Raw genomic sequence first — 14,221 nt, forward strand, 5'->3', positions numbered from 1 at the left:
GTCCGACTTCCCGGCTCGTTACGACGCGGCAGATCCGTTCTAGGAGTAACCGCGCATGTCGTACGTCAAACCCGACCAACTCATCGATGACATCATCCACTCGGGTGAACATAAATCGAACCTGACCACTAAGCAGATGTTCGTGCGTGGCACCCTTTCGGGTGCCATCCTCGGTGCGGCGACGACCGTGGCCCTCACCGCGGCGGCCCAGACCGGGCTCCCGATCGTGGGGGCGGTCCTCTTCCCCGTCGGCTTCGCCATTATTCTGCTGCTCGGCCTGGAACTCGTCACGGGAAGCTTCGCCCTTATTCCGCTCGCCGTCCTGGAAGGCCGGACGACCATCCGGAAGTGCGTCAAGAACTTCGTAGTCGTCATCCTCGCGCACCTCCTCGGGGCCGGACTGTACGCAGCCCTGTACACGTTCGCGATCACCTACGCCGGCACCGACTCGAGCGACCCCATGGTGCAGGCGATCATCCACCTGGCCGAGCACAAGGTGCTGCCCTACCAGGCCGCCGGTGCCGGCGGCATCCTCGTCGCCATCGTCAAGGCGATGCTCTGTAACTGGATGGTGGCCATTGGAACGATCATGTTCTACACCTCGAAGTCGACCGGCGGGAAGATCCTGGCGATGTGGCTCCCGGTCACGATCTTCTTCAGCCTCGGCCTCGAGCACGCGATCGTCAACATGTTCGTGATCCCCGCCGGAATGATGCTCGGCGCCGACATCAGCATGGGCGAGTGGTGGCTCTGGAACCAGGCCCCCGTGCTCCTCGGCAACCTCCTCGGCGCCATCGCCTTCACCGCGCTGCCGGTCTACTTCTCCCATCGCACACGGGGGAACCGGGCCGTGACCCTGGACGCCGCATCCGCTTCACCCGTACTCGTTCGCTCGTAGACTTCTCCCGTGCGCATCGACATCATCACGATCTTCCCGGAGTTCTTCTCCGTCCTCGACGTCTCCCTGGTCGGCAAGGCCCGGCAGTCCGGCCTGATCGACCTGCGCGTGCACAACCTGCGGGACCACACCCACGACCGGCACCGAACCGTCGACGACACTCCGTACGGCGGTGGTGCCGGAATGGTGATGAAGCCGGAGCCGTGGGGCGAGGCCATCGACGAGATCCTCGGCGACGTGGCCGACGACGGGCCGGTGCTGATTTTCCCGTCACCGGCCGGTGAGCTCTTCACCCAGGCGATGGCCCGGGAATTGGCCCAGGAGCGCAACCTGATCTTCGGCTGCGGCCGTTACGAGGGCATCGACCAGCGAGTCTTCGACCACTTCGCCCGCACGGGCCGGGTGCGGCTGGTCAGCCTCGGCGACTACGTGCTCAACGGGGGAGAGGTGGCCGTCATGGCCATGATCGAGGCGGTCGGGCGTCTCATCCCCGGGGTGGTCGGCAACCCGGAGAGCCTCGTCGAAGAGTCCCACGAGGACGGCCTGCTCGAGTACCCGAGCTACACCAAGCCGGCCGCCTGGCGGGAACTCGAGGTGCCGCCCGTGCTGCTCAGCGGCAACCACGGCGCCATCGCCGCGTGGCGACGCGAGCAGCAGCTGGAACGTACGGCCCGAGTGCGCCCTGACCTTCTGCCTCCAGCGAACTGAGGGCACACGCCCGAACCGCCCGGGTAGTCTGATTGCGTGTTCGTACGCAGGGTCTTCTTCTACTGGCAGTTCATCGCCGTGCTCGCGCTACCGGCGTGGCTGATGATCGGTGCTTCGATCTACGGGACCGGCGGCTGGGACGTCGTCGGCAGCTTCTTCAGCGGCCTCTTCATCGGGCTCGGCCTGCTGGCCGTGAGCCTGCTCTTCTACGCCCGCAAAGAGGTGCGCACGACCCGCGCCGTGTCCTGGGCGGATGTCGGATTCCTCACCCTCTGGCACGGCCTGATCGTGGCCATGGGGTTCTCCTACACCTGGGCTCCGGGGCTGGCCGCGCTGGTCATCCTGGTCGGAATCGGCGTTTTCTGGTTCGCCATCTGGGAGCTCGTCGCCGCTGCCCGCAAGAGCGTGCAGGCCATGATGATCCTCGTCGACGAGACGGCGCGTGGGGGCCTCGTCCCCGGCGATCTGCCGCCCACCGAGTTGCCGCCCGTGATCATCGTGCGGGAGAAGCCGCCGGAATCCTGACCGCCGGCTCGGCCTCTTCTTTGTGGGAGTCCGCGGTTTCGTGACATACTCAATGCTTGTGCCGTGGCAAGCCTCTGCCACAGGGGAGCTGCAACGTATCGGCACGAAACACACTCATTCATTTGCTGACCCGAACACGTTCGCGTGCGGGCCCGCATAAGCCGTAGTCGTCCTGTGGCGGATACAGAGAGCGAACCAATATGCATATTCTCGACCAGGTGGATGCACCATCCCTCCGCAAGGACATCCCGGCGTTCCGCGCCGGCGATACCGTCAAGGTCCACGTCAACATCGTTGAGGGCGCCCGCTCTCGTGTGCAGGTCTTCCAGGGAGTCGTCATCGGCCGCTCCGGCGAAGGCGTGCGCGAAACGTTCTGCGTTCGCAAGGTCAGCTTCCAGGTCGGCGTCGAGCGTACCTTCCCGGTGCACTCCCCGGTGATCGACCACATCGAGGTCGTCACCCGTGGTGACGTGCGTCGCGCGAAGCTGTACTACCTGCGCGACCTGCGTGGCAAGAAGGCCAAGATCAAAGAGAAGCGCGACTAACGGTTACGACCGACTCGCAGCTGCTGCTGGATTGACCCTGAGCTCCTCACCCGTACACTGGGTCAGGAGCTCAGGTGGTTTAATGACGGACAATTCTCTGCCCACGCGGTCTCATCGCCTGGATTCAGAAACGAAGCGCACGAAGCGCGGCGTTGCACTCTTTTTTCGTGACCTCCTGGTCATCTTCGTGGTGGCCCTGCTCATCTCGTTCCTGATCAAGACGTTCCTGATCCGGTCCTTCTACATCCCCTCCGGGTCGATGGAGACCACGTTGCTGGTCAACGACCGCATCATCGTCAACCAGCTCGAGCCGAAACTGATGCCGATCGAGCGTGGCGACGTCGTCGTCTTCCGGGATCCGGGCGGCTGGCTCCTGCCGCAGGCGCCGATCGAGCAGAATCCCATCGTCGCCGGGGCGGAGTGGGTCCTCTCCGTCGTGGGCCTGTCCGCGCCGGACAGCAACGACCACCTGATCAAGCGCGTCATCGGGCTGCCGGGCGACCACGTCGTCTGCTGCAACGCCCTCGGACAGATGAGCGTCAACGACGTCCCCCTCGACGAACCGTACGTGACGCTGCCGGTCGGGGAGACCCGGGTGTCCAAGGACGACTTTGACATCGTGGTGCCGGACGGTTCGCTCTGGGTGATGGGCGACAACCGGTACAACTCCAAGGACTCCCGCTACAACGGCGACACTCCGGGCAAGGGGTACGTGCCCGAGGACAACGTCGTCGGCCGCGCCCTCGTGATCAGCTGGCCGCTGGCCCGTTGGTCCTGGCTCGACGACTACCCGGAGGTTTTCCGAGGAATCCCCTCGGGGACCGACTAGGTGGCTGTCATGGATCCGACCCTGGATGTCGAGCTGGCCCTGCTGGCAGCCGGAGCGACCTGCGTGATCGGCTGTGACGAGGTGGGCCGCGGCGCCCTGGCCGGCCCCGTCGGCGTCGGCGTCGCCGTCGTCGACGCCTCCGCCACGCCGTTCCCGGCCGGCTTACGCGACTCCAAGATGCTCAGCCAGCCGCGGCGCGAGCTCCTCGCCCCGCTGGCCGTCGCCTGGGCCCTGCACTCGGCCGTCGGGCTCGCCTCGGCGCAGGAGGTCGACGAGCTGGGCATCATCGCCGCCCTCGGCCTCGCCGGCAAGAGGGCCCTCTCGCGGCTCCACGCGGCCGGGGTCGACATCACCGGCGGCGTCGTGCTCCTGGACGGCAACGACGACTGGCTGAACAAGGCAATGGTCACCCCGCTCAACGTCGTCACGCGCATCCGGGCCGACCAGGACTGCGCGTCGGTGGCGGCGGCATCCGTGATCGCCAAGGTGCACCGGGACGCTCTCATGATCGAAGCGGATGCCGTTACCCCCGGTTATGAGTGGGCCGGGAACAAGGGTTACGGCAGTGCCGCCCACATGGGCGCGATCGCGCTGCTCGGCCCGACCGTGCTGCACCGCAGATCCTGGCTCAAAATCACAGCGTAAGATTGAGTCACCATGGAAGAAGAAGAGTTCGAGGACTACGACCGCGAGGTCGAGTTGGCCCTGTACCGAGAGTATCGAGACGTCGTTGGGCAGTTCCAATACGTGGTCGAGACCGAGCGACGCTTCTATCTCGCGAACGAGGTGGAGTTGGTTCGCCGGGACACGGAGCACGACTTCTACTTCGAACTGACGATGAAAGACGTCTGGGTGTGGGACGTGTACCGGTCTGACCGGTTCGTGAAGTCGGTTCGGGTGCTCACGTTCAAGGACGTCAACGTGGAAGAGCTCGCATCCAAGGAGTTCGAGCTGCCCAAGGAGCTCGCGCTCGACGAGTGACACCGCTCAGCCGGACCGCGTGAGCGGTCCGAGTTCGTGAGTTCTACCGTGGGGGATTCTCCTCCGTCAGGCCACCGTCGGCCGGATGGGGGCTCAGGCTGCACCAGCCTGCACAACTCGGCGCAACGATGCGGTCGAGAGAGAAGGGTATTTCTTTTGCTTCAGGAATCGGACCTCGCACGCGCCACGTGGATCGACCGGGAGGCCCTCGCTGAGGCGATGATCCCGCTGATCGGCCGGCTGTACCGCGAAAACAACGTCGTGACGAGCGTGCACGGGCGCGGGCTGGTCAACCAGTCCGTGGTCGGGCTGCTGAAGGCGCACCGTTTCGCCCGCCACATCGACGACGCCGAGCTGCCCCTCGGGGAGACCCTGCCGCTGCTGCAGGCGCTGAGCACCCTGCGGCTCGGGGCCGCCTCCATCGACGTGGCCCGCCTCGCCATGGCCTACAAGCTGGAGGGCGCGGGGCAGAGCCTCGACGGCTTCCTCCGCGAACAGCTCGCGGACGTCGTGGAGCGTCAGGGCATCGACGAGCAGACCGGCACGGATGTCGTGCTCTACGGCTTCGGCCGGATCGGGCGCCTGCTCGCCCGCATCCTGATCTCGCACGCCGGCGGCGGCCAGGGACTGCGCCTGCGCGCCGTCGTGGTGCGTCGCGGCTCGGAGAACGACCTGATCAAGCGGGCCAGCCTGCTGCGCCGCGACTCGGTGCACGGTCCCTTCGAGGGCACCATCACCGTCGACACGGTCAACAACACGATCCTGGCCAACGGCACGCTCATCCAGGTGATCTACTCCTCCGACCCGGCCTCCGTCGACTACACGAAGTTCGGCATCCACGACGCCATCGTGGTCGACAACACGGGCCGCTGGCGCGACGCCGAGGGGCTGTCCCAGCACCTGGCCTGCCCGGGCGTGTCCCGGGTGCTGCTCACCGCGCCGGGGAAGGGTGCGCTGAAGAACATCGTGCACGGCATCAACCACGCCGACATCGACCTGAGCGACACCATCGTCACCGCGGCATCCTGCACCACCAACGCGATCACGCCGGTGCTCAAGGCCGTGAACGACCGCTTCGGCATCGTGGACGGCCACGTCGAAACGGTGCACTCGTTCACGAACGACCAGAACCTGATCGACAACTTCCACTCCGGGGACCGCCGCGGGCGCAGCGCCGCCCTGAACATGGTGCTGACCGAGACCGGTGCGGCGAAGGCTGTCGCCAAGGCCCTGCCGGAGCTGGCCGGCAAGCTCACCGGCAACGCCATCCGTGTTCCCACGCCGGACGTGTCGATGGCGATCCTCAACCTCACCCTGGCGAACGGCACCACCCGGGACGAGCTCAACACCTACCTGCGCACCATGTCGCTGCACTCGGAACTGCACAAGCAGATCGACTACATCGACTCGCCCGAGGTCGTGTCCAGCGACTTCCTCGGGTCGCGGCGCGCCGGGATCGTCGACGGCCTCGCGACCATCTGCACGGACAACAAGGCCGTGCTCTACGTCTGGTACGACAACGAGTTCGGCTACAGCTGCCAGGTCATCCGGGTGTTGGAGGAGATGGCCGGGGTCCACCCGCCCGTCTTCCCGAAGGTGCGCAACGCGGAACCGGTCGCCGCGTTCTGAGTCGCGTTGTGAGTGCGCGAGTCCCGGTCAGCGCGACCGGGGCTCGCAGATGACGACCGGGATGTCCCGCGACGTCTTCTGCTGGTAGCCGTCGTAACCGCGGTAGGCGGCGACGATCTGCGGCCACAGCTCCGCTTTCTCCTCGGTCGTGGCGGTGCGCGCGCGCAACTTCAGGGTGCTGCCGTGCACCGTCAACTCCACGTCCGGGTTCGCGACGAGGTTGAGGTACCACTGCGGATGCCGGTCGTCGCCGCCCTTGGATGCGATCAGCACGAACCGCTGGTGCCCGTGCACGGGGGCCGTGAGCATGGTCGTGCGGCGTTTGCCGCTCGAACGGCCGATCGTGTGCAGTTCGACCGCGGGCATCGATCCGATCGAGGAGAGAACCCGCCCGCCGGTGGCCCGCAGCACCGCCAGGTGCAGCGCGCTCATCGTCTTCATTTGCAGATCCACCAGCCGGTTGCGCATTCCCATAACTCCAGCCTAGGAGGCGGCGGCGCCTCGCCCGGCGTCGAACCAATTCGACGGAGATTAATTTGCAAGAGGCCGGTTTCGGGCCGTTTCGGGCCCGTTTGGGCCCGATACGGCCAAAACTTCCGTCGAATTCGTTCGCGGCGGGGTGGGTAGGGCGGGGTCGGCGGGGCAGCGGGGCGCGGAGCAGCGAGTCAGAGGGGCAGTGCGGCGGCGATCGCGAGCAGCACCGATTGCAGGTTGACCCCGGCCAGTTCGAGCAGGGCGAACGCGACGCCGTAACCGGCGTAAAGGGTGACGGGGATGAGCAGGAGCCACTCCCGCAGCGACCCCGCATTGCCGAGCAGGGGCAGGGCCAGGTAGCCGCCCGACGACCAGAGGCTCTCGAGCAGCGGCACCCGGCGCCACCATCTCGGCGGTTTCGGGATCCACGGCCAGAAAATCGGCATGCCGCCCGTGGTGAGCAGGTCGCCGAGCAGGTGCACGCCGTAACCGAGGGTGAAGCACACGACGAACCAGGACTGCTGCTCCGGGGCGAAGAGGGCGATGAACGCCGCCACGGCGAACCCGATCAACCAGGCCAGCCACCACGAGTCGCGGGCCAGGCCCAGGGCCTTCGCCGCGAAGGCGATCGCAGCGGCACTCATCAGGGCCGGGCCGATGCTCACGGGCTGGCCCGCGCCGGGCGGCTGCCAGAGCACGAAGCCGATGCTGCTGGCGAGCAGCCAGGCGCAGACCAGAGCCAGCAGGCTGTGCAGGCCGTGCCGGTGACCGCCGGAGGCGCGGGAGATCCCCGTGGTGACGAGCCGGCCCAGCACCGGCACCGACTGGGAGATCGTGGCCGCATTGTGGTCCGCGTCGGCCAGCAGGGCAGCCCCGGCGCAGAGCAGCGCACCGGCGATCGTGCCGACCGGCGTGACCGGGAAGAGGCCGAGACCGTGCCCGGCGGTCGCCGTGACGGCGATCCAGGCGGCGGCGCCGGTCATGGCATGGTGTCCACCCATCATGAGAGTGCGTCCTAACTGGTGCTGGCGGACCGGGCCGCGCAAGCCGGCGCAGAGCCGGGTGACGGATGCCGGCGGGAGCGTGGGTGAGGCTCCGGGCCGTTCCAATCGTAGGCGAGTTCCGATCCCCGCTGGCTAGCGTGGAGGCATGAGCGCGCACGCCACCAGTGACCCGTCCCTTCGGCCCGACGACGTCGCCACGGTCGTGGATCAGGCCATCCAGTTGGCGCCGCTGATCGACGGTCACAACGACTGGGCCTGGGAGTGCCGGTTGAACCGGGACTACTCGGTCGAAGGACTCGAGCGCGGCCTCTCCACCGACACCGACATTGCGCGGCTGCGGGCAGGCCGGGTCGGGGGACAGTTCTGGTCGGTCTACGTCAGTGACGACCACCTGGGCGCGGACGCCGTGCAGGGGACACTCGAGCAGATCGACTGGGTCTACCGCCTCGCGGCCCGTTATCCGTCGGACTTCGGCATCGCACGCAGCGCGGCCGACGTGGAGGCCGCCCGCGCCGCCGGGCGCATCGCGTCCCTCCTCGGCGCCGAGGGCGCCCACTGCCTCAACGATTCCCCGGCCGTGCTGCGCATGTTCGCCCGGTTGGGCGTTCGCTACCTCACCCTCACCCACGTGCACAACACCGAGTGGGCCGATTCGGGCACCGACGATCCCGTGCACGGCGGCCTCAGCGCGCGCGGCGTCGAGTACATCCGGGAGCTGAACCGGCTTGGCATGCTGGTCGACCTCTCCCATGTCTCCCCGGCCACGGCGCACGCGGCGCTGGACGCGTCCGACTCGCCCGTCATCTTCAGCCACAGCTCCTGCCGCGCGCTCAGCGACCACCCGCGCAACGTGCCCGACGACGTGCTGCGCCGCCTCGCGGTCAACGGCGGGGTGCTGATGCTCACCTTCGTGCCGCAATTCCTGTCCGCGGACTACTCCACGTGGTTCGAGGGCGGTCAGGCCGGGCCGGGCCCGACGGTGACGCTGACGGATGTCGCCGACCACGTCGAGCACGCCCGTGACGTCGCCGGCATCCGTCACATCGGCCTCGGCGGCGACTACGACGGCACCGACGAGTTCCCCGTCGGCCTCGAGGGCGTCGACGGCTACCCCGCGCTGCTGGCCGAGCTGGCCCGGCGCGGCTGGCCTGCCGCCGACCTGGCCGCACTGGCCGGGGCCAACGTGCTGCGGGTGCTCCGCGAGACGGATGCCGCGTTCGCGGCGGCCGGGGACGCGGCATCCGGTGGCTCGGTGCCCCGGCTCGTGCGTTGATGACGCGGGCCGCACCTACGCGACCAAGCCGCACGGGGTGCCGCTCCGAACGGGTGTCATGAGCACACGACGACGAACCACCTTCCGGATTGTGTCCGGGCTTCTTTCTGTGGTCGCCATCACCAGCGCCATCGCCGTCGTCGCGGTGCTCATGAGTCGCGGCGCCGGGGACACCGGTTCCGGCCCGGTGGACGGAACGCGCGCGGGCGAGACCGTCGTCGCCTTCTACGGGGACTCGTACACCCGCGGCACCATGGCGTCGGCGCCGGACAAGCGGTGGTCGAGCATCATCTCGGCCGAGCGCGGCTGGACCGAGTTCAACCCGAGTCGGAACGGCCTCGGCTTCGTGAACAACCGGGGCGCGATGGGCGGGGCGGACCTGGTCGACCAGGTGATCGCCGACCACCCCGACATCGTGATCAGCACCATGGGCCTCAACGACAACTTCTCGATGCCCGCCCGCGCCGACGAGATCAAGGCCGCGATCACCCGCGACTTCACGAAGCTGAAGGCAGCCCTGCCGGAGGCCCTCTTCATCATCGTGGAGCCGTTCTGGTACACCGAGGAGCGACCGGAATCGGTGGACCGGATCAACGGCTGGGTCCAGGCTGCGGCGGCCGGGATCGGCGCCGACTACATCCCCGGCGCGTCGCACTGGCTCGACGGGCACCCGGAGTGGATGGCCGTCGACGGCCTCCACCCCAACGACGAGGGCTATCAGGCGATCGCCAACCGGATGGACGCCGCGCTGGCCACCCTCGGCCTGTAACCGCCGGATGCCGTCGGCTCGCCGGCCCGTTCCTCCCCAACGGCAGGCGCGCCGCGCAGCACACAGCTTCCGAGCCGCACCGGCGTCTGCCACGCCTGCCCGGCAGGCTGGCGGCGGAGGTGCTCGTGGCACGCAAAGACGAACTGGGCAGGCAGGGCGAGGACTGCGCCGCGATCTTCCTGGCGGCGGCGGGCTACCGGCTGGTGGCCCGCAACTGGCGCTGCGATCAGGGCGAGGTCGACCTGATCGTCGAGAACGGGGGAGAGGTCGCCTTTGTCGAGGTGAAGACGCGTTCGGGCACGCGGTTCGGGCATCCGTTCGAAGCCATCACGGTCGCCAAGCTCGCCCGCCTGCGCCGTCTCGCCGCGGCCTGGTGCGACCAGTCGACGCTCCGGCCCCGGTGCATCCGCATCGACGCCATCGCCGTGATCATCCGTCCCGGCGCCGACCCGGTGATCGAGCATCTGCCGGGGGTGTTCTGATGGGGCTGGCCCGCACCCACGCGGTGGCCCTGATCGGGCTGACCGGGGCGCTCGTGGAGGTCGAGGCCGACATCTCCGGCCAGCTGCCGGGCATCATCCTGATCGGGCTGCCCGACGCTGCGCTCTCGGAGGCGACCGAGCGGGTGCGGGCGGCGGCCAAGAACTCCGGCTGCCCCCTGACCCGCAACAAGCTCACGATCAACCTCTCCCCGGCATCGCTGCCCAAGCACGGATCGGGGTTCGACCTGGCCATCGCCCTGGCGTGCCTCGGCGCCGACCGGCTGGTTTCGGCCGACTCGGTCGGCCGGGTGTTGCACATCGGCGAGCTCGCCCTCGACGGCCGGCTGCGGCCGACGCCCGGCATGCTGCCGGCGGTGATCGCCGCCTCCCGGCTCGGCCACGACACGGTCATGGTGCCCGCCGGCAACGTCGACGAGGCCTCCCTCGTGCCCGGGGTGAGGGTGATCGGCGTGGCCTCCCTGCGGGACGCCGCGATCTGGCATGGGGCCGAACTCGAGCCGATCCCGGTCACCCCCATCCTCTTGCCCGTCGACGCCGGGCCGCAGGCCGCCGAGCCGGACCTGGCGGACGTCATCGGCAACGACGACGCGATCCTGGCGCTGCAGATCGCGGCGGCCGGCGGGCACCACGTGTTCATGGTGGGGCCGCCCGGCGCCGGCAAGACCATGCTCGCGGCCCGGCTGCCCGGGCTGCTGCCTGATCTCGATGCCGCAGCCTCGCTCGAGGTCAGCTCCATGCGCTCGCTCAGCGGCCGCGGCGTCGGGCGGTCCCTGATCACCCGTCCGCCCCTCGAAGCGCCACATCACACGGCCACGGCCGCGGCGATGGTGGGCGGGGGCAGCGGCCAGATCCGACCGGGCGCGGCAGCCCGGGCCTCCCACGGGGTCCTCTTCCTCGACGAGGCGCCCGAGTTCGCGTCGGCGGTGCTCGACGCGCTCCGGCAGCCGCTGGAATCGGGGGTGATCATCATCCACCGCGCCAATGTGGTCGCCCATTTTCCGGCCCGGTTCCAGCTCGTGATGGCCGCGAATCCGTGTGCCTGCGGCCAATACGGAGCCCCCGACCTGGACTGCGCCTGCCCGCCGAACGCCCGGCGCCGGTACCTGGCGCGCATCTCCGGGCCGCTGCTGGATCGCATCGACATCCAGCTGAAGGTGCAGCGCGTCACCGCCACCCAGCTGCGTCTGGCCGCGGACACGCCGCGCCTGGTGAGCGCCGTCGCCCGAGAGCGGGTCGTCGCGGCACGTTCCGCGGCAGCCGCCCGGCTCTCGGGCACCCCGTGGTCGGTGAACTCCGACGTGCCCGGGCCCTGGCTGCGCGGCCCCCAGGCCCGGCTAGACCGCAGCGCCACGGCCGGCCTCGACCGTGCGCTCGAACGCGGCGGAATCACCATGCGCGGATACGACCGGGTGCTTCGGGTGGCCTGGTCCATCTCGGATCTCGAGGGCGTTTCCAGGCCGGGCATCGAACAGGTCGGGCAGGCGCTCTACCTGCGGAAAGGAATCTCATCATGACGATTTTCGGGCTGGCGGAGGCCACGGTCATCGAGCTGGCGGGCGCGGTGCGTTCCTCCCCGATGTCCTGGCCGACTGCCGCGACGGATGCGCCAACGGATGCCGCAGCGCACGTTCCGGAGGATGGCGCAGCGCAGGCGGCCGCAGCACACGCCGTCGCGGATGCGACCGAGGCCGCCGACGTCTTCGCCCGCGCCGCCTGGACCGGCATCGCCGAGCCCGGCGACGGAGCGGCGGGGCTGCTGGTGCAGGCGCTCGGCGCCGCGCCCGCGCTCACGGCCGTGCTCGACCTGTGGACCCCGGCCCGTCTGGCGGCGGTCGTCGCGGAGTCCGGGGCCGTCGACGAGGCCCGAGCAGAGGGTGCCGACGACCTCGCAGCCCTGCTGGATCAGGGTCTGCAACGGTGGCGGCCCCGGTTGTCTTCCGGCGAGGTGATCCGCTCCCTGCACCAGGCCGCGCGCGCATCCACCCGGCTCCTCCTGCCCGGTGACGTGCTCTGGCCGGTCGGAGTGGACGACCTGGGGCTTCACGCCCCGCTGGCCCTGTGGTGGCGAGGCATCCCCGGAGCGCTGCTGGCCCTGTCGAACTCGATCGCCCTGGTCGGCGCCCGGGCCGCATCCGGTTACGGCGAGCATGTGGCCATGGAGGCGTCGGCGGGCCTGGTGGACCGCGGTTTCGCCATCGTCTCCGGCGCCGCGTACGGCATCGACGGCATGGCCCACCGGGCCGCGCTGGCCAGTTCGGGGGTGACGGTGGCCTTCCTGGCCGGGGGAGCCGACCGGTACTACCCGAGCGGCCACGACGAACTGCTCGGCCGGATCGCGACCCAGGGAGCCGTCATCTCCGAGCTCCCGTGCGGTTCGGCACCGACGAAATGGCGTTTCCTCCAGCGCAACCGGTTGATCGCCGCCTCGAGCGCGGCCACCGTGGTGCTGGAGGCCGGATGGCGGTCCGGCTCGCTCAACACCGCCGGCCACGCCTCGGCATTGGGCCGGCCGCTCGGCGCCGTCCCCGGACCGGTCACCTCGCCCACGTCCGCCGGCTGTCACCGGCTGATCCGCGAATACGACGCCGTCTGCGTGACCAACGCCGCCGAGATGGCCGAACTCGTGGGCGAACGGATGCTGCAGCTCACCCTCGACCTTCCGGCGGACGAGGGTGGCACGGCCGGGTTCGGGGGCCGCACCAGCGAGCAGATCCGGGTGTTCGACGCCCTCAGTTCCCGGTCGCCGCGCACCGTGAACGACATCGCCCGCCGCGCGGGCCTGTCGGCGGCGGCCGTGCAGGGCTCCCTCGGGGCCCTCGATCTGGAGGGGGCGGTGCGCGAGCGGGAAACCGGGTGGGTGCGCGCGGGCTAGCGGGCGGTGCCGCCCGCCCGGGCTAGGTTGAGAGCCATGCAGCCCGCAACGATGCCCGCCACGATGCTCAGTTCGATCCTCCGTGAGTCCGGGGCGTCCCGCCCGTACTCGGTCAGCGCGCCGCTGGTGCAGGAAGAGCTGGCCGTTCCCCGGCCGCGAGCCGGCGAGGTCCTGGTGAAGATCGAACGGGCCAGCCTGTGCTACTCCGACCTGTCCGTGATCAACGGGTCAAGGGTGCGGCCGCTCCCCATGGCCCTCGGCCACGAGGCGGCCGGCATTGTGGCCGCGCTCGGCTCCGGCGTCACGGATGTCCGGGTCGGCGACCGGGTCGTGCTCGTCTTCGTGCCCAGTTGCGGCCGGTGCCGTGCCTGCACGGCGGGGCGCCCGGCGCTCTGCCACCGCGGCGCCGCGGCCAACGGCACCGGCGATCTCCTGCACGGCGACGCCGTCCTCGCCTCGGCCGACGGTGAACGCATCAACCACCACCTGGGTGTCTCCGCCTTCTCGGAGTTCGCGCTCGTCGCCCGGGAGTCCGTCGTCGTCATCGACGACGACGTTCCGTTCGACGTGGCCGCCATGTTCGGCTGCGCCGCCCTGACCGGGATCGGCGCCGTGCTCAACACGGCCCGGCTGGTACCCGGCCAGTCCATCATCGTGTTCGGGTTGGGAGCGGTGGGGCTGATGTCCGTCATGGCGGCCGCGCAGGTCGCCGGAACCACCGTGATCGCCATCGATCCGCTGCCGGAGAAGCAGGCGCTGGCCCTCAAATGCGGCGCGGATGTCGCCGGGTCCCCCGAGCAGGCTGCCGCCCTGGTGGCCGAGCACACCGGGGACGGCGTGGACGTCGCCATCGAAGCGGTCGGTAGCGCCCGGGTGATGGAGGCTTGCCTGGGTCTGCTGACACGGGGAGGCGCCCTGGTCTCGGTCGGCTTGCCGAACCCGGAGCAGCAGCTCTCCGTGCAGGCCCTGCAGTTCGCCGGCACCGGCGTTCGACTGCTGGGCTCCTACATGGGCGACTCCGTCCCGACCCGGGACATCGCCGCATACCTGCAGCTCTGGCGCGATGGCCGGCTGCCGGTCGAGTTGCTGCACACGGACACCAGGCCGATCGCCGAACTCAACGAGGGTCTGGACGCGCTCGCCGACGGTCAGGTGGTGCGCCGCCTGTTCCGAATGACACCATGATCGGAGGCAGGCCGTAGTCTGGGCGG

The 14,221-nt window shown here is 69.4% G+C and carries 16 protein-coding genes; 14 read left to right on the forward strand and 2 right to left on the reverse strand.

Translation table 11 applies throughout. The annotated features are described in order from the left end of the window. The first annotated feature begins 55 nt into the window (after positions 1-55). From E3T42_RS02350 to E3T42_RS02385, 8 genes are all read left to right on the forward strand, one after another. A complete protein-coding gene (locus tag E3T42_RS02350) occupies positions 56-898 on the forward strand; it encodes a formate/nitrite transporter family protein (RefSeq protein WP_134368269.1) in 843 nt (280 codons plus the stop codon). Positions 899-907: 9 nt separating this feature from the next. Next, on the forward strand, positions 908-1,606 hold the full coding sequence (gene trmD, locus E3T42_RS02355) for a tRNA (guanosine(37)-N1)-methyltransferase TrmD (RefSeq protein WP_134368268.1): 699 nt from the start codon (positions 908-910) through the stop codon (positions 1,604-1,606). A gap of 36 nt (positions 1,607-1,642) precedes the next feature. Beyond that, a complete protein-coding gene (locus E3T42_RS02360) occupies positions 1,643-2,131 on the forward strand; it encodes an MFS transporter (RefSeq protein ID WP_134368267.1) in 489 nt (162 codons plus the stop codon). Positions 2,132-2,331: 200 nt separating this feature from the next. Continuing rightward, the gene (rplS, locus tag E3T42_RS02365) at positions 2,332-2,676 is read left to right on the forward strand and encodes a 50S ribosomal protein L19 (RefSeq protein ID WP_134368266.1); all 345 of its coding nucleotides are present in this window, start codon (positions 2,332-2,334) and stop codon (positions 2,674-2,676) included. An 82-nt stretch (positions 2,677-2,758) separates the two neighbouring features. Further along, complete coding sequence (gene lepB, locus E3T42_RS02370) at positions 2,759-3,505, forward strand: signal peptidase I (RefSeq protein ID WP_134368265.1); 747 nt, start codon at positions 2,759-2,761, stop codon at positions 3,503-3,505. A 9-nt stretch (positions 3,506-3,514) separates the two neighbouring features. Beyond that, positions 3,515-4,150, forward strand: coding sequence for a ribonuclease HII (locus E3T42_RS02375; protein WP_370261503.1), 636 nt, complete (start codon positions 3,515-3,517; stop codon positions 4,148-4,150). Positions 4,151-4,162: 12 nt separating this feature from the next. After that, positions 4,163-4,486, forward strand: a complete 324-nt coding sequence (locus E3T42_RS02380) for a DUF2469 family protein (RefSeq protein WP_130176401.1) — start codon at positions 4,163-4,165, stop codon at positions 4,484-4,486. Between the two features lie 156 nt (positions 4,487-4,642). After that, positions 4,643-6,115: a glyceraldehyde-3-phosphate dehydrogenase gene (locus E3T42_RS02385; protein ID WP_134368263.1), complete on the forward strand. Its 1,473-nt coding sequence runs from the start codon at positions 4,643-4,645 to the stop codon at positions 6,113-6,115. Between the two features lie 27 nt (positions 6,116-6,142). Here E3T42_RS02385 and E3T42_RS02390 read toward each other — a convergent pair whose 3' ends face one another. Beyond that, positions 6,143-6,589, reverse strand: a complete 447-nt coding sequence (locus E3T42_RS02390; protein WP_134368262.1) for a nitroreductase family deazaflavin-dependent oxidoreductase — start codon at positions 6,587-6,589, stop codon at positions 6,143-6,145. Positions 6,590-6,780: 191 nt separating this feature from the next. After that, entirely contained in the window at positions 6,781-7,593 is an 813-nt protein-coding gene (locus E3T42_RS02395) for a metal-dependent hydrolase (protein WP_134368261.1), read from the reverse strand. 145 nt (positions 7,594-7,738) lie between these two features. Here E3T42_RS02395 and E3T42_RS02400 point away from each other — a divergent pair, with 145 nt between their 5' ends. The 6 genes from E3T42_RS02400 (at position 7,739) to E3T42_RS02425 (ending at position 14,195) form a co-directional block, all read left to right on the forward strand. Continuing rightward, entirely contained in the window at positions 7,739-8,866 is a 1,128-nt protein-coding gene (locus tag E3T42_RS02400; RefSeq protein ID WP_134402391.1) for a dipeptidase, read from the forward strand. 58 nt (positions 8,867-8,924) lie between these two features. Next, positions 8,925-9,635 (forward strand): SGNH/GDSL hydrolase family protein, encoded by a 711-nt coding sequence (locus E3T42_RS02405; protein ID WP_241975783.1) that lies wholly within the window; start codon positions 8,925-8,927, stop codon positions 9,633-9,635. A gap of 125 nt (positions 9,636-9,760) precedes the next feature. After that, positions 9,761-10,117 (forward strand): YraN family protein, encoded by a 357-nt coding sequence (locus E3T42_RS02410; RefSeq protein ID WP_134368260.1) that lies wholly within the window; start codon positions 9,761-9,763, stop codon positions 10,115-10,117. Continuing rightward, a complete protein-coding gene (locus E3T42_RS02415; protein WP_134368259.1) occupies positions 10,117-11,652 on the forward strand; it encodes a YifB family Mg chelatase-like AAA ATPase in 1,536 nt (511 codons plus the stop codon). Before E3T42_RS02410 ends, E3T42_RS02415 begins: the two co-directional genes overlap by 1 nt. After that, a complete protein-coding gene (locus tag E3T42_RS02420) occupies positions 11,649-13,010 on the forward strand; it encodes a DNA-processing protein DprA (protein WP_241975784.1) in 1,362 nt (453 codons plus the stop codon). Before E3T42_RS02415 ends, E3T42_RS02420 begins: the two co-directional genes overlap by 4 nt. 36 nt (positions 13,011-13,046) lie before the next feature. After that, positions 13,047-14,195 carry an alcohol dehydrogenase catalytic domain-containing protein gene (locus E3T42_RS02425; RefSeq protein WP_370261508.1) on the forward strand — a complete coding sequence of 383 codons (1,149 nt, stop codon included), beginning with the start codon at positions 13,047-13,049 and terminating at the stop codon, positions 14,193-14,195. Positions 14,196-14,221: the final 26 nt, after the last annotated feature.

Source organism: Cryobacterium sp. TMT4-10 (assembly GCF_004403275.1).
GTDB classification, from domain to species: domain Bacteria; phylum Actinomycetota; class Actinomycetes; order Actinomycetales; family Microbacteriaceae; genus Cryobacterium; species Cryobacterium shii.